Genomic DNA, 20,986 nt, shown 5'->3' on the forward strand with positions numbered 1-20,986 from the left:
GGACTCCGACGGTGCCCGCGAGGATGCCGGGCAGGCCGTGCATGTCGTGCCGCGGGTCGGCGTTCCAGGCGACGAACGCGAGCAGGGCGGACAGCACGCCACCGCCGACGATGCCCGCGGCACGGGTGAGGTCGCCGTGCCACAGGGACCGGTCCCGGGTGACCGCGGAGGCGACCGCTTCGGAGACGTCGTCGACGACGGCCGGCGGAAGCGACTCGGAGAAGGGGCGGAGGGCGAGGAGTTCGCCGTCGAGGATGCGTTGCGCCGCGAAGGACCGGGAACTGTCGAGGACGGTGCCGTCCCGCCGGACCAGGTGGTAGCCGACCGGGGCGCCCTCGGCGGGGCTCTGCCGGGCGAACCGGAGGATCTCCGGGTAGAGGTCCGCGAGCGGCACGTCGTCGGGCAGTGCCACGTCGATGCGGCTGTCCGGCGCCACGATGGTGACCCGGCAGAAGCCCAGCCCCGCGCCCGATCCCGCTGAGGCCGTGCTGCCCGGTCCGCCGGCCGTGCCGGCCGGCGCGGAGGCCGTCATGCTCACCTGCTGTTCCCCCTCTTCGGCAATGCGGGCTGAGCGCGCTACCGTCGCGTCTCACTCGCGGGTGACCACCATGTTCCGTCGTACCGCTCCGCCCGTCAGTGGTTTCACCGGATCCGGAGCAGGCGCGAACGCTCATTCCGACGTGGCGTCGTGCGCGCGGCCCTGGGCCGATTCGCAATCGTTCACACGTCGCACGGGCACCCTATCGTCCGCCGCGGTCGGTGCGAGTCAGTAGGATCACCCCTCGCGACCGACGTGCGCCGGACACGGGGCGGCGGACGGAACGGGCCAGCCGGGCAAGGGAATTGGTGCGAAGTGAGTCACATCGTCGTCAAGCGCCCACCACGGGCACTGCCGAAGGACGTGCCCACGCAGGAGGTCGTTCTCCAGCCACCGCCCGAGCTCCCGCGTGGGCAGCAGGAAGGCGCTCTGATGCAACTCCTGCCCATGCTCGGCATGGGCGGATCCGTGGTCTTCTTCTTCAATCCGCAGGCCCAACCGTTCATGAAGATCATGGGCATGGTGATGGTGGCCTCGACGATCGCCATGGGCATCGCGATGCTGATCCGCTACCGCCGGGGCAACCAGGGGCAGATGGCCGACATGCGGCGGGACTACCTGCGCTACCTGTCGCAGGCCAGGCAGTCCGCCCAGACGACCGCCCGGGCCCAGCGCGATGCCCAGTACTACCTGCATCCTTCACCGGAGCAATTGTGGGCGCTGGTCGCCGAGGGCAGCCGGGTCTGGGAACGGCGCACCAGTGACGAGGACTTCGGTCAGGTGCGGGTGGGTCTCGGCCCGCAGGCCCTGGCCACTCCCCTGATTCCGCCGGAGACCGCGCCGGTCGACCAACTGGAGCCGCTGACCGCGGGCGCCATGCAGCGCTTCCTGGCCACGCACGGCACCCTCGACGACCTGCCCATGGCCGTCTCGCTGCGCGCCTTCTACCACGTGACGGTCAGCGGCGATCCCGGCACCGTGCGCGCCACCGTCCGCGCCGTCACGGCTTCCCTCGCCTCGCTGCATTCCCCTGACGACCTGGTCATCGCCGTGGCCGCCGGCCGCGAGTGCACGCAGGAGTGGGAGTGGAGCAAGTGGCTGCCGCACGTGCAGTCCGAGGGCGCCGCGGACGGCGCGGGCAGCAGGCGTCTGATCACGACCGACCCGGTGGAGCTGGAGGACCTGCTCGCCGACCGGCTCCAGGGGCGCCCCCGCTTCCACCCGGACGGGCAGCCCGTGCCGGACCAGCCGCACCTGGTCGTCGTACTCGACGGGGTTTCGCTGCCGCCGACGTCCCTGTTCGCGAGCCCGGAGGGGCTGCAGGGCGTCACCGTGCTGGAAGTCGTCACCGGAAACCTCACCAGCGGGCGCGGTGACCTCTCGATCGTCGTTCACCCGAAGGAGCTGCGCCTGGAGTCGGCTCACGGCATGGTCTACGAAGGCACGCCCGACGGACTGCCGTACGAGGCTGCCGAGGCCCTGGCGCGGCAGCTCGCGCCGCTGCGGATGGCCTCGGGCGGGGACGACGACGAACCGCTGCTGGCCAACCTGGAGTTCACGGATCTGCTGAACCTCGGCGACGCGGCCTCGGTCGACACGAGGCGGACCTGGCGGCCCCGCTCGCAGTCCGAGCGGCTGCGGGTGCCGATCGGTGTCGGCGAGGACGGCCGGCCCGTGATGCTCGACCTGAAGGAAGCCGCACAGGAGGGCATGGGCCCGCATGGCCTGTGCGTCGGTGCGACCGGTTCAGGAAAGTCCGAGCTGCTGCGCACTCTGGTGCTCGGTCTCGCCGTCACCCATTCCTCCGAGACCCTCAACTTCGTGCTGGCGGACTTCAAGGGCGGGGCCACCTTCGCGGGTATGGCACAGATGCCCCACGTGGCAGCGGTCATCACCAACCTGGCGGACGACCTGACCCTCGTCGACCGGATGGGTGACTCGATCCGCGGTGAGCTCAATCGCCGCCAGGAGATGCTCCGCGACGCCGGCAACTACGCCAACATCCACGCCTACGAGAAGGCCCGCGCCGCCGGTGCCGCGCTGCAGCCGATCCCGTCCCTCGTCCTGGTGATCGACGAGTTCAGCGAACTGCTGACGGCGAAGCCGGACTTCATCGAGATGTTCGTGCAGATCGGCCGCATCGGCCGATCGCTGGGCGTCCACCTGCTGCTCGCCTCGCAGCGGCTGGAGGAGGGCCGTCTGCGGGGCCTGGAGACCTATCTGTCGTACCGGATCGGTCTGCGCACCTTCTCGGCGGCGGAGTCGCGTGCGGCGCTCGGTGTCCCGGACGCCTACGAACTGCCGAACGTCCCCGGCTCCGGCTTCCTGAAGTTCGGCACGGACGAGATGGTGCGCTTCAAGGCCGCGTACGTCTCGGGCGTGTACCGCGCGGGCGCCCAGCAGACGGCGTCCCACGGCGGGCCCCTCCCGGTCGACCGCCGGCCCGTGCTCTTCACCGCCGCCCGGGTTCCGGTGCGGTACCTGGCGGTCCCCCCGCAGCGCGGGGAGGCACGGGACGAGACCGACGAGGCGCTCGCCGACACCGTGCTCGACGTCGTCGTGCGGCGCCTGGAGGCGCAGGGTCCGGCCGCCCACCAGGTATGGCTGCCGCCGCTGGACAGCCCGCCCTCGCTCGACACACTGCTGCCCGGCCTCGCCGGGGTGCCGGGGCGCGGCCTGACCCAGCCCGACTACGAAGGCGCGGGCCGGCTGGTGGTGCCCGTCGGTCTCGTCGACAAGCCGTACGAGCAGCGCCGCGACCCCCTGTGGGTGGACTTCGGCGGCGCGGCCGGCCACATGCAGATCCTCGGCGGTCCGCAGTCCGGGAAGTCGACGCTGCTGCGTTCGATCATCGCGTCCTTCGCCCTCACCCACACCCCGCACGAGGTGCAGTTCTACGGCCTGGACTTCGGCGGTGGCGGCCTGTCGGCCGTGACGGGACTTCCGCACGTGGGCGGCATGGCCTCACGCCTCGACCCCGAGAAGGTACGGCGCACGGCGGCCGAGGTGTACGGCGTCATGACACGCCGCGAGGAGTACTTCCGCACCGCGGGCATCTCCTCGATCGCGGAGTTCCGCAGCCGTCGTGCGCGAGGCGACATCTCCGTGGCCGATCAGCCCTGGGGTGACGTCTTCCTGGTCATCGACGGCTGGGGGAACTTCCGCACGGACTACGACGCTCTGGAGCCGTTCGTCCTGGACGTCGCGGCGCGCGGCCTCGGCTACGGCATCCACCTGATCCTCACGGCGTCCCGGTCCATGGAGGTCCGCGGCAACCTCAAGGACCAGCTGATGAACCGTCTGGAACTGCGGCTCGGCGACCCCATGGACTCCGAGTTCGACCGCAAGGTCGCGGCCAACGTGCCCACGGGTGTGCCCGGCCGCGGCCAGACTCCACAGAAGCAGCACTTCATGGCCGCGGTGCCGCGCATCGACGGCCTGTCCTCCGACACGGACCTGGCGGAGGCGACGCAGGCGCTCGGCACCGAGGTCTCCCGGCACTGGCAGCAGCCCGGTGCTCCGGCGGTACGGCTCCTGCCGAGGGAGTTCCCGGCGCGCCGGCTCCCGTCCGGCGACCGGTTCCCCCGCCACGGCGTCTCGTTCGCGCTCGACGAGGACAATCTCGAGCCGGTGTTCGTGGACTTCGAGCAGGACCCGTTCCTCCTCGTCTTCGGCGAGAGCGAGTCCGGCAAGTCGAACCTGCTGAAGCTGCTCATCCAGCGCATCACCGAGCGCCACGACGGGGACAGCTGCAAGCTGTTCGTCGTGGACAACCGTCGCTCCCTCCTGGGCGTGACCCCTTCCTCGCACCTGGCCGAGTACGTTCCCATGTCGAACCAGATGCAGCACCACATGGAAGCGCTCGCCGACCTGATGCAGCGCCGTACCCCGACCGCCGACGTCACACCGGAACAGTTGCGCGACCGCAGTTGGTGGCGGGGCCCGACGATCTACGTCGTCGTCGACGACTACGACCTGGTGGCCACGTCGAGCGGCAACCCGCTGGCGGTCCTGACCGAGATGCTGCCCTTCGCCCGGGACGTCGGCGTGCGCTTCATCATCGCCCGCTCCACCGCGGGCGCGGGCCGGGCCGGCTACGAGGCCTTCATACAGCGCATCAAGGAACTCGGTGCCCAGGGCATCGTCCTCAGCGGCGATCCGGCCGAGGGTGACCTACTGGGTGGAGTACGTCCGCGCCAGATGCCGCCGGGGCGGGGCGTGTTCGTATCGCGGCGCCGGGGGAAGCCGTTGGTTCAGGTGGGGTTGGTGCAGGACGGGAACGGGCGGTGACGGCCGCCCGGAGGATCGGGCCGTCCTGCGGTTCTTCCCCCCCTGCCGCTGGTGGGCTGAGCGGCACCGGCCGGGGACGGCGCCTGTCGTTCCCTCACCCTGTCCGCCGTCGTGTCCGACGGCGGACAGCAGCAGGGTGGGCGCCTCCCGCGCACGCCCACCCTTGTCTGTGCCGCAGCCTCGGCCGCCGGTGACTACTGCAGGTACCTGGACGCCGCCAGGTCGCCCTCCATGTACGTACCGCCCGACTGACCCACGACATGCCCGATGCCCATCAGGGCCTGGTGGATGTCGCTGGCTTCCTTGTCCCAGCGCCGCAGTTTCTCGTCGAAGGTGTCCTGCGCCTTGCCCACCCAGTACTGCTTGCTGTTGAGCACCATCGTCCGAAGCTGCTGAATGTCCTCGTCGAGCTGCTTCGCCTCGTTGGCGATGGTGGTCGCCGCGAAGTCGAGTCCGCCGTACCCTACCTGCAGACCGTCCGCATTACGGCTCATCCCTGCCTACCTCGTCTCGTTCGCCTGTGGTTGATGTCCACGCGTCGACGCCCTCGTACACACTGGTCCGTCGACACCCTGAAACGCGTTTACGTCATCGAGCTGAACGGCGACACCGTCGGGGCACCGTGGTTGACGTTGATCTTGTTCACGGCCGCGAGGACTTCGTCCTCCTTGCTGTCCTTGATGTTGCGCGTCGCGGTCATCGCCTCGATGACGTCACCGAGGATGCGGCCCATCTTCTGCAGGGACTCGTTGATCTCGTACTGCTTCTTGTCGAACGCGGCACGGCCGATGCCCTGCCACTGGCCCTCGAGGCCGTCGATCACACCCTGCAGGCTGTGCACCCGCTTGCGGATGTTCTCGAACTTCTCGTACATGTCCTTCTGCAGCTTGATCACTGCCGCATCTTCGAGCTTCTGGTCGACGGCCATGTTCCGCCTGCCCTCCCTCTTTCCGTTTCGGGGTCCAACTGTGCGGCTCAACGCCCTACCGCGGTGAGCACGTTCTCCATGCCTCGGCCGAGCGGATCGGGGCTCGGGCGGCCGCTGACGTCACGTGGCGCGACGCGCTCGCAGCAGGGCGAAGGCGCCGCCTGCGACCGCGACCACCGCTGCCGCGGCGCCGAGCACGATCCACAGGGTGCTGTTGTCGTCACCCGACGACTCGGCCGCCGTCTGCTCCGCCTTCTCCCCCTTCGATCCTGCTGCCGTCTTGTCGGCACCAGAAGAGGTCTCCGGGGCTTGTGACGAGGCTGTTGCGGAGGGGGAGGCCGCAGAGGCGGGAGGAATCTCGGTCACCAGCTTCTCCCCCTTCTTGCCGTTCCACTTGGCGAGGGGGTCGGAGTACGCGGGGCCGGCGTCGTAGTCCGGGTTCTCGAGCACCTTGCGGGGACGGATCGTGCCGTACCCGGCGTGCTGGGTCGGCTTGTCCTTGGGCCAGTTGCGGCTTGCGGTGTCGATCAACGCGCGGGTGACCTGGTTCGCCGTCCAGTCGGGGTGGGCGGACCAGATGAGGGCGGCAGAGCCGGAGGCGATGGCCGTGGAGGCGCTTGTTCCCTTGATGTCCGGGCAGTACGACGTGAAACTGGGTTGGCAGTAACCGGGAATGCCCTCACCGGGTGCCACCAGGTCGACGTAGTTGCCTGTCGAGGAGAACTCCGAGAGTTTTCCTTCCTTGCTCATCGACGAAACGCCCACCACGTATCGAGCCATGGCCGGATAGCCGATGTTGTCTTCGCCGGTGTTGCCGTCGTTTCCTACACTCGCAATCAGCATCTTGCCTTTCGAGGCAGCGTAGGTGATCGCCGCTTCTACATCCGGATCATAATATGGAGAACCGAAAGACATGTTGATGATGTTTGCATCAGTATCGGCCGCGGCCTTGATTGCCTGCGCGGGCAAGGCCGTCTTCTTCTTGTCCTCGGCTCCTGTCAAACCGTTCAAGTGAATGCGGTAGGGGACGATCTTCGCGTCAGGTGCGAGACCCTGTACACCGCCGTTGGCTCCCGTGCCCGCGATGAGCTCAGCCATGCTCGTCCCGTGACCGGTGTAGTCGTCCGCAGCACCGTATGCAACAGCCTTGGGCACCTCGTTCACCAGTACCTGGCCCTCCAGGGAATCCGTATGGGGATTCACACCGGTGTCGATGACAGCGACCTTGACGCCCTTTCCAGTGCTGTGCTTCCACATCTGGTCTGCCTGCATCGGCTGCAGATACCACTGTCGGGACTGGGCATCGGATGCCACGGCGTGCGGAGCAAATGCCACGCTCGCAGCCGCCACGGCACCGATCACCGCGCTCACAGCGTGCACTCGTCGCCGGTGACGCGTCTTGCGGAGGACACTCCGCTCGGCCAGTGGGCCGGTCCCTGCCTTCATGACGTTATGAGTCCTCACTGGTGCTTAGTTGACGGCCGGCGGCATGCCGCGCCGCTGCTGAGGGGGCAAGTGGGGCTCTTCGTCATCGGTCGGATGGGCGCCACGCGGTGTTTCTTCCCGGTCCCTGTCCGAAGTCTTGTCCGGCCTCCTACGGCCGCCTGGCCCGCGCACAAGACCGGAGCCTCCACGGGTCATGCCGTTCCGCTCGGCATTGACTGCGGAGTTACGTGCGGCAGGACTGCCGGTAATGGACCCGGACGTCGCCGGTCCGACGCGAGGGCGGTTGGCGACGGAACCGGACTTCCCGGCGGAGGCGGGCCCACCGAAAACTCCACCCTGTCCAGTACGCCTCTCGGCCGCCGACCGGGAGCCGACTGCCGCCTCTGTACCGATCACCGTTCCTCGGGGAACCCTGGGCCCGTTCTTCGCAGGTGTCGCGGCTCCGGTCACGGGCCGCCCCCCGACCACCCCGTTCGCATGACCCGCGCCGGTTGCTCCGCCACCGCGCGGCCCAGACGCCCCGGTCGGTCTCGCGGTACCGCCGGTCACCCCTGGGCCCATAGGCAGCGGCTTCGCTCCAGGAGACGCCCCTTTGGCGATCGACTGGCCGGTCGCTGCGGTACGGCCCATCTGGCCAACCGGTCCGTTGCCCGGGCGCCCAAGACCCGTGCTGCTGACGCCTGCTGCACCGGCTCGTCCCTGGGCGGACACCGGGCCTCGGAGGCCGCCCGGTCCGCTCGTGCCGTTTCTCGAGACCATGTTGCCGACCGACGTCCCGTAGCCGTTCGCGAACCCACTGTTCGCGCTGCTGCTCCCACCGGGAGGACCGACAGTCGGAGCAGCATCTCCAGGAATGGACGAGGGCAAGGTGCCGACGCTGTCAATCACCGTTCCTACCGCGATGTCAGGCTCCGCGGGAGGTCGTGAGGAATCCACGGGATGCAGTGGCACATCCCTTGAGTCGCGGATTTCCCCTCTTTCCGCCTGGGGGACTGCCGGCTGCTGACTTGCACTGCCTGTCGCGCCGGTTGCCTGGTGAGCTGCCGCCGACGCGCCCCCGCCCTGAGCGGAGTGCGAGTCGACAACGCCAGGTGTGGGCTTCGGAACTCCCACGTCCGGCATGGCCTTGAACTCCGGAGACTTCAGCTCGATGAGTTGCTCGCGAGCCACCGCATAGTAGGACGACAACCGGTTCATCTGGTTGATCGCTTCCTGGCGGTCCTTCTCCACGCGAACCGCTTCGGCGTAGTCGGCGTTGCCCTCGACCTGCTTGGGCGTCGGCAGCTGCTCAGGCCGCAACGCCTTCTCCGCCGGCCTCGTATCACGCGGCGGCATGGCCCCGCGCACCGCGGCCAGGCCCACCGCGGCGGCGCTGATCTGGTCCCCCGCCCCGCCGGCGAAGTCACTCAGCCCGTACGTGCTGATGACGAGTGAACGCCCCCACTTGCGGAAGGCCTCACCCGCCTCTCCGACCCAGTGCACCTTCTCGATGCGGCCGTCCAGTTCCTTGGCGGCGTCCGAGATGGCGTCCCGGGCGTCCCACAGGGCCTTCCCGGACGTCTCCAGGTCCTCCGGGTCGGCCTGCTCGACCAGGGCGATCATGTCGTTCAGGCGGTGTTCGTCGAAGTCGGTGCGCCCGTGCATCGCTCGTCCGTACGGTGTCTTCTCCGTCACCGAACGCACCATGCTGTCGATGGCTCCGCGGAAGAAGCCGCTGCTCGGGTGCTCTTCGGCGTGCCGGGTGAGGTCCGTGAACGAGTTCTGCCCGGAGACCCGCTCCAGGTCCTGCTCATGCTGCTCGTCGGTCATGGTCACAGGCCCCCGATGGGCTTGTCGCTCTGAGTGCGTTGACTGTCGTCGCTTGTTGCCTGGGTCTTCTGCATCTGCACCTGGATCGCCCAGAAGCGACGCCGTTGCTCCTCTTCGAGGTTGTCGAAACCGACGTGCGCACCCTTGACGGCGATACCGATCGCCTCGATCTGCAGGTGCAGGGCCCTGGAAAGAGAGGTGAGCTTCTCGTGTACCTGGTTGTACTGCACGTACAGGTCCTGCGCCTCGGGAAAAGCGGACGGGTTCCCCGCCAGCGACCCCGGCTTGATCGTCTGGGAGCCGACGCGTCTCGGGTTGCCCGGCGACCCTTCGAGATCGCTCAGGATCCCGTCCACACGCTTCACGAACGTGCTCAGTGCCTCGCCGGTGACCTCCAGGTTCATCGCCCTGGCGGTCGACACGCCCCCCACCATGTCTGCTGGAAGCACTCGCTTCCTCCCCGTTTCCCCGTAGGACCATGACTGTGGCCACCTGGCCACCCGCCCCCGCGATCGCAAACCAAGTCGCGCGCGCCATGCGATCACCACTGTAGTCAACCGGTACCACAGGGCCAACCGTGATGTGTGCCAGTCGAGTTACCCAGCCCTACCGGACAGGGCACTTCGACCGATCCGACGAATAGCGCCGGGAGCCACTCGCGGCACAAGCGGTCGACGGAGGTCGGGCTTCGTCGTCCCCGTCGCACTGCACGTACGAAAAGATCGAGCCACTCCGCCGCCTCCTCGGTCGTCCGCCGCGGTACCGCTCGAAGTAACGCCACGGCGGGGGCGCTTCACCACCCCGTCCGCGTGTTCAGCATGTGTCTCGGCCCGTCGGGCGTGAAGCCCGTGGCGTACCGGCTTGCACGAGCCCCAGCACATTTCCCCGGAACCCCCACCTCCGCAACCGCCACACCTCGGACACAACAGGCCGTCTCTTCTACGTCAGTTGCTAACTTGTGGTGACGTCCGGACACCGCAGGGCGTCCTCCGACCAGCACAGGCAGGAGGCGTTCCAGCGCAGGGGGAGGGTGCCGTCCATGGCATGGAACGAGTGGGAACAGCTCAAAGCCGAAGCGCTGCAGCGTCAACAGGGTTCCGCGCAGATGCAGTTGAACCAGCTGGACGGCGGCGGTCCTCCGAAGCCTTCCGAGTACGGGGACCTCGAGGTCGCGAACGACGCGCTCACCAAGATCGGCTCGGCCGCGTTCGAACTCTACGACCAGCTGTGGGACAAGGCACGGGTCTCCGTACCCAGCAGTGACTCCGCGGCCGCCGACTTGTCGAAACAGGGTTTCGCACTCGGTGCGGGACTCAGGCACGTGTCGAACCGCTGGGAGGAGCAGCTCAAGTCCCTGATGGACGCCTGCGCCCACATCTCGAACCACATGCGGGTCACCAAGAAGATCCATGACGGGGACGAGGGCTACATCCAGCGGCAGATGAGCAGCATCGCCCTGCTGGACGCCGGTTTCGACGAGCGGGTCGGGGCACCGGGCGAAAAGAACAAGATCTACGGAGAGCCGAGCAAGAAGAAGGATGAGTAGGACGTCGGCGTAAGCCCTGGCTTCCGCTCGCTACTCGCTCCTCCTCAAGGACGTATCCCATGGAACTCGACACTCTCCGCGATGCCGACTTCAAGCTGCTCGACGACGCCGTCAAGGACTGGTCGACTCTCGTCAAGAACCTCGAAACCCTCAAGAAGGACGCCGAGGACAACCTGCACAAGGGCGCCGACAAGGCCGACTGGGCCGGCGTGAACGCCAGGGTTTCCCAGGAGTTCATCGGTAAGACGGCCGGCGAGTTCGCCGATGCCCATACCCAGGCCGACACCATCCACAAGATCCTCAACGACACGGTGGGTGAGTTGAAGGGCTACCACCGGCAGCTCGTCGAGGCCATCGACGGCGGCCGGAAGAAGAGCCTGAAGGTCATCGGGTACGAGGGCGGCTTCACCGTCACCACGGACGTCCCCCCGGAAGCACGCCACACGATGGACCAGGACAACCAGGCGGACATCACCGCGCTGCGGGACCGGATCCAGGGCATCCTCGACAAGGCCACCGAGAGCGACGACTCCGCCAGGACCGTACTGCGGGCCATTGCCGATCAGAGCACGATGGGCTTCTCCGACGCCGGCTACCAGGACCGGGACTCCGCGGCCGAAGCCATCAAGCGGGCCGACGAGTTGGCCGCCCTCGCGAAGAAGAACCCCGACGACCTGAGCGTCAAGGACTTCGACAGGATCAACGCCGGGCTCAAGAAGTACGCCGGTGACGAGTTGTTCGCCGAGCGGTTCGCCACGGCGCTCGGGCCCAAGAAGACGTTGGAGTTCTGGAGCGGGATCAACGACCCGCACAGAAGTGACCGGGAGCTGAAGCACGATCGTTTGGAGCAGTTCGACGACTTGCAGCGGAACCTGGGTATGACCTTGGCGAACGCCACACAGAGCGACTCGGCGGCCATGGCCGACTGGAAGCGCACGATGATCGACATCGGAGACAAGCCGATCCACGGCAACCACGGTGGCCCGATGGGCTTCCAGGTCATGAGCAACCTGATGCGGACCGGCGACTACGACGACCGCTTCCTCAAGGACTACGGCACGAAACTCATGGCCACCGAGCGCAAGCACACCGGTAACGGTCGGCATGCGAACTCGGCCTGGCACAACAGCCTCGCGATTCCGCAGCTCAACCGGATCGGAGAGGACAGCGGGGCCGACCCGCTGACGGGCTACCTGAAGGGCCTCTCCAACAGCCCGGACGCAGCCACCGACTTCTTCAACCAGCAGTTCGTCTCGAAGGACGACCCGGACAACCCGTTCGAGCGGGACACTGACGGCAACGGCAAGAACGGGAAGGTCTCGCTGTCCAACTTCCAGTATCTCTTCGAGGAGCGGGAGTGGCCCAAGGAGTCGAACCTCAAGGGAGACGACCTCCACACCGGGCAGAACAACCTGGCGCTGGCACTGGAGGCCGCGACGACAGGGCACCCGGCGGGCGAGATGCCGACAGTGGACACTCCCGCGCACAACGACGGGCAGGCGAAGCTCATGCAGAACCTGGTGGCCTCCATCGCAGACGACCCGTCCCGGCTCACGAAAAACAGTTATATGTCCGACAGCATGGGGCAGATAGCCGCGGAATACATGCCGGACATCCACCGTGGTCTGCACCCCGGCGTGGAAGGCGAGGACAAGCTTTTCCCCGTCGCGGGCACAGCAGCCGAACTCAGCGAAACCGACATCACCCGCTTCCTGTATTCCGTGGGTCGGAATCCGGAAGGCTATGCGGCTGTCAACCTGGGCCAGCACAGTTACACGACAAGTCTCATGCAGTACCACTTCCAGCACCCGGATGCGTACCTGAATGATCCGAATTTCTCCGAGACGGAGAACCTGAAGAAGACCATCGAGGATGTCGCCCGTGTGGCCGGCGAGGTAGAGGGCACCATCGGAGCGGGCCGAGCCTACGAAGGCGAGATCGAAGGCGGTAAGAAAGACGCAGATTACAACGCCGTCATCGAGAAGGTCGGAACCTGGGGAGGAACCGCAGTCGGGATCGGTGTCGGGCTCGGCACGGCTCCGCTCACTGGTCCGGGTGGCGTTGTCGCCGGCAGCGTGGCCGGCACTGCCGTGGACGAGATCATCGGCGCGATCACCGGCGGCGCGATGAAGGACAGTTCCGGCGAGGTCGTCTACCGCAACGGACAGGATCTGGACGGCACGAAGGATTCGACCTACACGCTCGTCGAGAGCGCCGCGAAGAAGGCTGGGGGAAACGCCGGTAATTCTTCTCCCCTCATCGTCTCAGCTGCTGCGACGGCGGCAGAGCAGGGTTTCAACAACGCTGGACAGAACGTACACCAAGCGCTCGACGGCGAGGGCATTCCTCGACAGCTGGAAAAGGAAGACTGAACCATGAATACCAGACGGAACGGGTACGTAGTCGCTGTCGTCGCCATCGCACTCGCGGGCGTGTTTGGTGCCTTGTACCTCCTTAAAGCCCCTCCGTTCGGGGATGAGACGGGGGAAATCGAAGCAAGCGCCGTGTGCGACTCGCTGGGTCAGGTGGCCCAATCCGTCGGCGCGCTCAGATCCGTACTCCCGGAGAAATCCTCGTACGCATCCGATGACGACGTGAACCTTCGGGTGGATGAGCAGGACAGCAGCTACAGTTCGGATTGCTTCGTCTCAGGTGGTGGAGATCAGCTCTTGAGTGCCCGGACACAGATGATGCGCGACGAGCCGTTCCAGAATTGGGTCGACAGTGAGGTCGCGCAGTACGCAGAGGGACATGACCGCCTGACGCCCTTCACCACGGGTCCCAAAGGGACTGCCTCGCCCTCTGTGGCCGCTGTCTTCGCGCCCTGCACGTCGCCCGGAAAGATTCCGGGTGGCCAGTACAACCTCAGCGTCGTCGTGCACCTCGAGAAGGCAGGAAAGGCAAGTGACGCCGAGATACGAGCGGGCCTGATCGAACTGGCGAAGAATGCAGCGACATACGCGCACACCAAGGCGAGGTGTGACATCTCTCTGAGCTGAGCGAATGATGACGGGGCTTCAATCTCGTGGTCGGTGATGGAACGGTAGGTTCTCTGCCGGCAGGCGGGTACGTGCGGGAGCAGGCGGATCAGCAGGTTCCCTCGCGGCTCGTCACCGCGTACGCGTAGGCCGGCACCACCGTCGTCCCTTCTCCCCCCGTGATGCCCGGGGGATGCCAGTCGTCCTCTTTGGAGCGGGTGCGTCGCACGTGGACGCAGAAGGCGGCTCCCGCGCCGTCGCCTTTGACCGTGTAGCTCGAGTCGGGGGCCGTGTTGCCGGCGGCCGGATAGGCGTCGACGCCGGATTGCGGGGCGTCGCCGCCGCCGTGTTCCACCACCTCGTCCTCGATCATCCTGGCGTTCTCCCGGTCGACCGTGGAGGCGCTGCCGTAGAGGTCACCGAGTCCGGTCGTGCCGTCCAGGGCCGTCACGGCCTGCTCCACCGCGCTGGTCAGTTCGTCGTCGCTCCACTTCACGGCGTCCTCGACGGCCAGACCGCGGACACCCACGACGATCCCGGCCACAGCCGTCGTGACCAGGACCAGGCGCGCGACGACGAAGGCCGCGTCCGGGACGTCGGGGGCCGAGGGGTTCAACGACTCGCGCCAGGCCCGTACGCGGTCGGCCTTGACGCAGGCCATGGCGAGCAGCAGGGCGGCCAGGACGAATACGAGGACCGACAGGTGCGTCACGAGTGGCCTCCCCGCCCTCCGTGCCGGCGTCGTGCGTCCCGCACCGCGACCGCCGTACCGGTCAGGCCCGCCACCAGGACCAGGCCGCCGACCACCACGTACGTTCCCAGACGGGTGTTGCGTTCCTCGGCCGTCTCACCGAGGTGCAGGGGGGCCACGGAGGGCGCCTTCGCGCGAACGCCCCCTTCCTCGGCCCGGGGGGACTCCACGGGGTGGGCCGGGTCCACGTCCGTCAGGGCCCGGACCGGGTCGATCACGCCCCAGCCGACGAGGCGGTCGTGGCCGGGGATGGAGCGTTCTGCCGTCTGCTCGATCTGGGCGACGATCTGGGCGGCCGTCCACTCGGGGTACTTGGCCTTCAGGAGGGCCGCCACTCCGGCCACGTACGGCGCGGAGAAACTGGTGCCGTTGTCCGAGCAGTGGCCGTCGCCGGGGACGGTGGAGACCATGTCGACGCCGGGGGCGGCCACGCCCACGAACTTTCCGGACTGGGAGAACGGCGCCCGTTCGTTGTTGCGGTCGGACGCCGCCACGGCGAGGACGCCCTCGTAGGAGGCCGGGTAGGTGGCCTTGTCGTTGCCTCCGAGGCCGTCGTTCCCGGCCGAGGCGACGATCACGACCTCGTGGTCCAAGGCGTGGTCGACTGCCTCCTTCAGGCTCGGGTCGGGCCGGACGGCGTTTGCCGTGTCCTGGGAGATGTTGATGACGTCGGCGCCCGCCTGGACGGCGTAACGGATCGATGACGCGAGGGTCTCCGCGGTGCCGTTGCCCTCCGCGTCGTTCTGCTTGACGGGGATGATCGTGGCATCGGGTGCCAGGCCCACGAAGCCGGTCCCCTGGGCGGGACGGGCCGCGATGATGCCGGCGACCCGTGTGCCGTGGCCGACCGTGTCGGTCGTGCCCCGGGCGTTGCCGCGTTCGATCTCCTCACCCTCGGTGTTCTTGGCGGGCAGGTAGTTCTTGCCCTTGGACACGTCGACGGCGTCGCCGAGTTGGGGGTTCTTCACGTCGACCCCCGTGTCGATCACCGCGACGCTGACCCCCTTGCCCTTCGACTGCTCCCACAGCTCGTCCAGGTTGACGCGCTGCAGCGACCACGGCCGGCCCTCGTACTTCTTCGAGGGGAACGTGCACCGGCCGCCGTCGTCCGCCCTCGCCTCGGGGAGCGGGAACGCGCAGAGCGTTCCGCCGGACAGGACCGTCACCGCGAGCACGGTCGCCGCCGTCCGGGGGATCTTCCTGCCGTTGGCTCGCAGCATGACTTCCTTCTCCTCGGGAGCCACGTCCGCTACGAACCCTGCGGCTGCCGGGCCGCCGCTTCCGACAGGCGGGGGCCGGTGGGCAGGAACGTCGACCAGTTCACCGGAACGGGGGACGGTTCCACCTTCTCGTAGCCGAAGCGGGTCTGCGCGATCCGGGCCTCGTCGAGCTGCTGCTCACGCTGCTTCCCGGAGGTTCCGATGCCCTTGTCGTCCGTGGTGCTGTCGTTGTTGGACTGCAGGGCGTACCGCAGTCCCGTGTCGGTGACCAGGAAGACCCCGCCCGCCCTGGTCTCGGTGCCCTGGAACTGCCGGTAGAGCTGGCCGGAGCCGGGAGTCACGTACGCGCTCGAGGAACCGGCGGGCAGCTGGGCGGGGAAGTCGGTGCCCGCCCAGGTCGAGAGGGTCGTGGCCCCCGACTTGGCGTCGACCGAGCGCAGCACGTTGCAGACGGTGTTGCGGCCGCCGCCGGCGTCCGTGGCGCCGTTGACCGTCTTCGGACGGTACGCCGGCCAGTTCCGCTGTCCGTCGAACTCGGTGCTGTCGACGACCGCGCCAGGGCTGACCTGCTGGGCCTCACCGGCCTGTCCGACGCCGACGAGGTCACCGCTGTTGAGGAGGAGGGTGGCGGTGAACTCCGAGATGCGTGCCACGCCGCCCTTCAGGACCACGTAGTACTGCATGCGCCGGCCGTCGTACGCCTTGATGATCATGCCGATCTTGTCGTACTGCCTGAGCATGCCGGAGGCGCCCGCGTCCGCGCCCGGCGTGCCCGTGATCTCGGGGATCGCGACCGGGTCGCCCTGGTGGAGGGTGTCCAGCCACTCCTGGGACACACGCTGCGGGGCACGGCCCTGCGTGTCGAGGGCTTTGAGGAGCTCCTTGTCGGCCGGATCGGCCAGCGGGTAGGCGTATCCGCGCGAGTCGGTCACGTACTGGCTCTTGCCGTCCGGGCCGACGACGTACATCAGCTCTCCCCCTGCGAGCCTGTTCGGGCCCTCGGTCCTGGGCCACTCCTTCTCGGCCAGGACGAACGCCGCCTTCTGGATGGCCCGGCCGCCGGGTCCGGGGCGCTCGCACACCGCCCATCGCATGGCCTTCTCCGCCTCGTCGGGCGAGGGCAGGCGGTCGGGTGCGTAGGGAATGCCGATGGTGGCCCCGTGCGGGGGTCTGCCGCTGTCCAGGACGTCCTCGTCGACGGTGATGACACTGTCCTTGTCCGGGTCCAGGAGGAGCTTGGCGGACGCCATGTTGAGGACCGGGTGCAGTTGCTTCTTCCCGTCCGTCTCGAGCACGACGTACCGGGTCGTGGAGTCGCTGGCCACGATCACGTGCGCCCCCGGCTCGTCCCACCCCTTCGGCGCCGTCGGGCTGAACATGCCGATCGCCCCGAACACCGCGAGGACGACCACCCCGACGATGACGCCCGGCACGACCGCTCTGAGCGGCTTGGGCGCTCCCTCCTCCGAGCCCGTCGGAGAGGGTTGCAGGAAGGACGCGAGGGTGCGGCGCTTCGCGAAGGTGTAGGCGTTCAGTTCATCGCGCCGTGATGCCATCTGTGTTCGTTCTCTCCCCGTACGAAGCCATGTGCACCGGCGGAGTACCAGGGGCAGGCCGCTGGTGCCCGCTCCGCTCCGGGTGCCTCTGGAACCTCGGCTGTCAGACCCGGCACCAACTATGCCTGTTGCGCGGTCGTCCGTGCGGCACGGGTAGGGTGCTGAAGCCTTGCCGCCTGCCGAGTGCGGTGATTTTCAGGGAGAGTTCGGGGGTTTTGCAGTGATGGCATCCGCTCCGCGAACCCGGTCGCGCTCGCAATCCGCGGCACGGCGGGCCGACGCGGCGCCGACGGGCGGTGGTTCCGCGACCGGTCGCGGTTCCGTCACACCGCACCTGCGGGCTCGTTCCGGGCGAGGGGGCTCCTTCGCGCTGCAGCGGCTGGTGCTGCTGGAACTCGCCGCCGCGCTGGTGGTGTGCGGTTGGCTCGTCGGTCCCGCCTCGCTGGTGACGGGATGTGTGATCGCCGGTTTCCTGGTGCTCCTCGCTGTCGTACGCCGCCGGGGGCGCTTCCTGCCGGAGTGGCTCGGCAGCCGGCTGGCGCTGCGCGCCCGCATGCGCAGGGCCCCGGGCTCTCCCCTGCCGCGCGGCGTCGACTCCGGTCTGGCCCCGGCCGTGGAGTGCGAGCCGAACCTGCGGACGTACACCTACAGCCGCCGTGACGACTACGACAGGCGCCCGGTAGGCATGGTGGGTGACGGGAGCTTCCTCACGGCCGTCCTCCAGGTGGAGGCGGATGCCGGTGCCCTCCGCGCCGAGCGCGGTCGTACGCCGCTCCCGCTCGCTCTGGTGCGGGACGTGCTCGACGTGGACGGTATTCGCCTGGAGTCGGCGCAGGTGGTGTTGCACACTCAGCCCGCACCCGCTCCTCACCTGCCGCAGCAATCGGTCGTGGTGACGAACTACGCCCAGCTCCAGGCGGAGACGGCCGCGCCCGCGGTCCGCATCATGTGGATCGCGCTGAAGCTCGATCCCGAACTGTGCGCGGAGGCGGTGGCCGCGCGGGGCGGCGGGCTTCTCGGCACACAGAAGTGTCTGGTGCGCTCGGCGGAGCACCTGTCCAGCAGGCTGACGGGCGCCGGGTTCCGTACGAATCTGCTCACCGAGGAGGAGCTGTCCGCCGCGATCGCCACCTCGGCATGTGCGAACCCGATGGTCACCTCTCACCTCGGGCAGGGCGACGCGCCCCGGCGACGGACCGAGGAGTCCAGCCGCAGTTGGCGCTGCGACAACAGGCGGCACACCACGTACTGGGTACGCCGCTGGCCCCAACTGGGCGGCTCCGCGATCGGACTGCCGCAGCTGGTGGCCCGGTTGACCGCGGTTCCCGCGCTGGCGACGACGTTCAGCCTGGTGCTGGCCCCAAGCGGGCAGCAGGACGTGTCGGTCACCGGGCACGTGCGGGTCACGGGTCGCAGCAGCACCGAGCTGTCCGAGGCGCGCCGGGCCCTGGAACGGGCCGCACGCCAGGCACGGACCGGGATCGTCCGCCTGGACCGTGAGCAACTACCCGCCGTACTCGCCACTCTGCCGCTCGGAGGTGCCCGCTGATGGTCACGCCCACACCGTCGGATCCTGCCGGGCCGGCCTCCGGGGATCAGCCGCGCACTGGTCTCGGGGGACGTCTGCGCACCGGATTCGGGCTCCTGGGACCCCGTCATCCGCGGCACACCCTGTCCCTTTCCCAGGTGGACACGCTCGCCCTGCCCGTGGGGGACGACGGTGTCGTGGTAGGGGTGAACGCCGAGGGACAGCCCGCCGTCCTCGGGGTGAATCGGCCGACACCGTTCGACATCCTGTTCATCGGCGGTCTCTGGACGGCACAGGTGCTGGCACTGCGCGCGGCGGCGACGGGCGCGAGGGTCACGGTGGAGACCGGCAGACCGGGGCACTGGGCCCAGGTCGTCCAGGCGGTCGGCGGAGGCCAGGCGGGGATGACCGTGCACGACGTGGGCCGAGTGCCGCCGCAGGGCGCCTCGGCGATGGGGCCGGTCCTGGTGGTCCGGGACTGCGGCATGCGGCCGCCGCGTGGACGGGTGACCTCGGGGCCGTGGCAGTCGGTGCTCACCCTGCTGCCGTACCTCAGCCCGGTCGCTCCCCGGCTCGTGCGGCAGGCGCGGCTCACGGGCGTCCAACGTGTCTCACCGGACGAGGCGGCGGAGTTGGGGCGCATCATGGCCCTCTCGCCGACCGAAGTGGAGTCCTTGCCGACGCTCCCCGACGGTATGACCCTCTGGTACGCCGACCGGGACCACCAGTACGTGATGACCCAGCCCACCGACGCGGAGACGGGACTGCTGGGAGCGCCGCGCCGCATCGACTGACCCTCATGGCCGGTGGAGCACCCGTTCGCGCATCGCCTCGGGAGCGGCCGCCACGGGCGCTGCTCCGGTGGCGCCTCCCAGCCCTGTCCTCCACGGCCGGCGGGAGTGGAGGAGCCGTGGTGGGCGGGCCGGAGTTCACGCGTGGTTCCCCTGTCCGGGGACTCCCGCGAGGAGGGGACGCCGGAGAGCACTCCTCCTGTGCCCCGTTCCGTGATCGTCCACGGAAGTGGGACGGTTCGACGCGGACAGCGGACAGGAGCACCGCGCGAAGCGGCGGTCGAAGCACCGGGTTCCCAGGGATCTCACCGATGTTCCGTCCGCCTTGTTCAAGGGTGTCCGGCGGAGCGTCCACGGATGGGGGAGCCCTGCACGGCACTTCGGGGGCAGTCCGTGGTGCGGGGGCGGACGCTCGGGTGAGGATGGGGCTGCCCGGGCGGTGCCTGTGGTGATTAGGCTGGGTCTTGACGTGACGTGAGAACCCGGGGACCGGGCGTCGGCGTCACAGGGGGAGAGCCGGTGGATCGGACGACCTCGGACGACTGCGAATGACAAGCAAGGGTCGCCTCAGCACGGCGTGAGGGTGCTCGACCACACCAGGAGGAACTGTGAGCAGCGATCGGGACGGGACGCGCGGGGGCTGGGCGACACCCGGCGATGACCAACCCGACGCGGAGTCCGCCGTCGAGGCGACGGGCGAGTTCACCATCGACTACGCGCCGCCGGCCTGGTACACGCAGAACGCTTCGGGAGGTTCGGGGCCTGAGAACTCCGGCGAGGGGAACGGCATTTCGCCCCCCTCTCCCTCTTCCGCTCCTTCGCCGGTCCCCGCCTCGGGAACCGGTGGGTCCGTCCCGTCGCTGCCCGGGCCGACTCCGCCGCCGCACGCCGTGGGCGCCGGGGATCCTCCGCCGATTCCGGTGCCCGCTCCGCAGGTTCCTTTCGTCCCGCCCGCGCCCGCTCCCCCGCCGGGCCCTCCCTCCACCCCGCCGGTCTCCGCGTCGGGGACCCCGTTCACTCCACCCGCTCCGCCGGCCGGGGAGCCGGGCGTCGTGCCCAGGCTGCCGGAGGGCAGCGGTTTCGAGCCGCAGCGGGCTTCGGAGGGCGGCGAGTGGGGCGGGACGCCCGTGTCCGTGCCCGCGCCCCGGTCCGCGCCCGGGCAGGATCCGGACTCCGGCAGCGGGGACCTCGAGAGCGGTGCCACCATCCGGTTCTCCGCCGCCGCCCTGAAGCGGGAGCTCCAGGAGCGCGGGACCGGAACCGAGTCGCGGACGGCGCCGGAGCCGGTCGGCGCCCGGGGCGGGACCGGTGACGACGCGGACGCCGGGGCCACCGGCGGTCCCGAGGACGAGGACGTCGCCGCCGACGCCTCCGGCCCCTCCCCGGAGAACCCCCGGGAGGGCGAGGACGACACGGACGACGCGGACGACACGGAGCACACGGAGGATGCGGAGGGCTCCGGAGGCGCCGTCGTCACGGCCGGGGACGGGACGGACGCACCCGCACCCGCACCCGCACCCGAGGGTGCCGAGTCGGTGGCCGGCGACACGGCCACCTCCGGCCCCCCGGCCCCGTCCACCTGGACTCCCCCGGCGCCGCCGGTGG

General features: G+C 68.9%; 16 protein-coding genes. 7 read left to right on the forward strand and 9 right to left on the reverse strand.

Annotation, left to right across the window (positions count from 1 at the left end; all coding sequences use genetic code 11):
• Nucleotides 1-538: EsaB/YukD family protein (locus AOK18_RS13235; protein ID WP_420865606.1), on the reverse strand; the 538-nt coding region annotated here is incomplete at its 3' end.
• A 315-nt stretch (nucleotides 539-853) separates the two neighbouring features.
• On the opposite strand from AOK18_RS13235, the gene eccCa reads away from it, so the two are divergent.
• The gene (gene eccCa / locus AOK18_RS13240) at nucleotides 854-4,828 is read left to right on the forward strand and encodes a type VII secretion protein EccCa (RefSeq protein WP_055694471.1); all 3,975 of its coding nucleotides are present in this window, start codon (nucleotides 854-856) and stop codon (nucleotides 4,826-4,828) included.
• 194 nt (nucleotides 4,829-5,022) lie between these two features.
• On the opposite strand, the gene AOK18_RS13245 is transcribed toward eccCa, so the two are convergent.
• The 5 genes from AOK18_RS13245 to AOK18_RS13265 all read right to left on the reverse strand — a co-directional run bounded on the left by AOK18_RS13245 (nucleotide 5,023) and on the right by AOK18_RS13265 (nucleotide 9,433).
• Complete coding sequence (locus tag AOK18_RS13245; protein ID WP_055570869.1) at nucleotides 5,023-5,322, reverse strand: WXG100 family type VII secretion target; 300 nt, start codon at nucleotides 5,320-5,322, stop codon at nucleotides 5,023-5,025.
• A gap of 89 nt (nucleotides 5,323-5,411) precedes the next feature.
• The gene (locus tag AOK18_RS13250; protein ID WP_055570868.1) at nucleotides 5,412-5,756 is read right to left on the reverse strand and encodes a WXG100 family type VII secretion target; all 345 of its coding nucleotides are present in this window, start codon (nucleotides 5,754-5,756) and stop codon (nucleotides 5,412-5,414) included.
• Between the two features lie 120 nt (nucleotides 5,757-5,876).
• Nucleotides 5,877-7,136 (reverse strand): S8 family serine peptidase, encoded by a 1,260-nt coding sequence (locus AOK18_RS13255; RefSeq protein WP_420865607.1) that lies wholly within the window; start codon nucleotides 7,134-7,136, stop codon nucleotides 5,877-5,879.
• Nucleotides 7,137-7,226: 90 nt separating this feature from the next.
• Nucleotides 7,227-9,011: a WXG100 family type VII secretion target gene (locus tag AOK18_RS30805; protein WP_079104996.1), complete on the reverse strand. Its 1,785-nt coding sequence runs from the start codon at nucleotides 9,009-9,011 to the stop codon at nucleotides 7,227-7,229.
• Nucleotides 9,012-9,013: 2 nt separating this feature from the next.
• Nucleotides 9,014-9,433 (reverse strand): hypothetical protein, encoded by a 420-nt coding sequence (locus AOK18_RS13265; protein WP_338119113.1) that lies wholly within the window; start codon nucleotides 9,431-9,433, stop codon nucleotides 9,014-9,016.
• 617 nt (nucleotides 9,434-10,050) lie between these two features.
• On the opposite strand from AOK18_RS13265, the gene AOK18_RS13270 reads away from it, so the two are divergent.
• From AOK18_RS13270 to AOK18_RS13280, 3 genes are read left to right on the forward strand one after another with little or no spacing between them, the layout of a single operon-like run.
• Complete coding sequence (locus AOK18_RS13270; protein WP_055694474.1) at nucleotides 10,051-10,557, forward strand: hypothetical protein; 507 nt, start codon at nucleotides 10,051-10,053, stop codon at nucleotides 10,555-10,557.
• Between the two features lie 59 nt (nucleotides 10,558-10,616).
• A complete protein-coding gene (locus tag AOK18_RS13275; protein WP_055694475.1) occupies nucleotides 10,617-12,929 on the forward strand; it encodes a DUF6571 family protein in 2,313 nt (770 codons plus the stop codon).
• 3 nt (nucleotides 12,930-12,932) lie between these two features.
• Nucleotides 12,933-13,556, forward strand: a complete 624-nt coding sequence (locus AOK18_RS13280) for a hypothetical protein (protein WP_055694476.1) — start codon at nucleotides 12,933-12,935, stop codon at nucleotides 13,554-13,556.
• A gap of 88 nt (nucleotides 13,557-13,644) precedes the next feature.
• Here the strand turns inward: AOK18_RS13280 and AOK18_RS13285 are convergent, their stop codons facing one another.
• From AOK18_RS13285 to eccB, 3 genes are read right to left on the reverse strand one after another with little or no spacing between them, the layout of a single operon-like run.
• Nucleotides 13,645-14,247 (reverse strand): hypothetical protein, encoded by a 603-nt coding sequence (locus tag AOK18_RS13285; RefSeq protein ID WP_079039640.1) that lies wholly within the window; start codon nucleotides 14,245-14,247, stop codon nucleotides 13,645-13,647.
• Nucleotides 14,244-15,506, reverse strand: a complete 1,263-nt coding sequence (gene mycP, locus AOK18_RS13290) for a type VII secretion-associated serine protease mycosin (RefSeq protein ID WP_079039639.1) — start codon at nucleotides 15,504-15,506, stop codon at nucleotides 14,244-14,246. Before mycP ends, AOK18_RS13285 begins: the two co-directional genes overlap by 4 nt.
• 29 nt (nucleotides 15,507-15,535) lie before the next feature.
• Entirely contained in the window at nucleotides 15,536-17,062 is a 1,527-nt protein-coding gene (gene eccB / locus AOK18_RS13295) for a type VII secretion protein EccB (protein ID WP_055694477.1), read from the reverse strand.
• Between the two features lie 223 nt (nucleotides 17,063-17,285).
• On the opposite strand from eccB, the gene eccE reads away from it, so the two are divergent.
• The 3 genes from eccE to AOK18_RS13310 all read left to right on the forward strand — a co-directional run.
• On the forward strand, nucleotides 17,286-18,611 hold the full coding sequence (gene eccE, locus AOK18_RS13300; RefSeq protein WP_079104997.1) for a type VII secretion protein EccE: 1,326 nt from the start codon (nucleotides 17,286-17,288) through the stop codon (nucleotides 18,609-18,611).
• A complete protein-coding gene (locus AOK18_RS13305) occupies nucleotides 18,611-19,384 on the forward strand; it encodes a hypothetical protein (RefSeq protein ID WP_055694479.1) in 774 nt (257 codons plus the stop codon). The genes eccE and AOK18_RS13305 overlap by 1 nt, the downstream gene beginning before the upstream one ends.
• Before the next feature lie 605 nt (nucleotides 19,385-19,989).
• A partial coding sequence (locus AOK18_RS13310; RefSeq protein ID WP_276205351.1) for an SCO5717 family growth-regulating ATPase occupies nucleotides 19,990-20,986 on the forward strand: 997 nt, incomplete at its 3' end.

The sequence above is a fragment of the Streptomyces prasinopilosus genome (assembly GCF_001419695.1).
Lineage (GTDB): Bacteria > Actinomycetota > Actinomycetes > Streptomycetales > Streptomycetaceae > Streptomyces > Streptomyces prasinopilosus.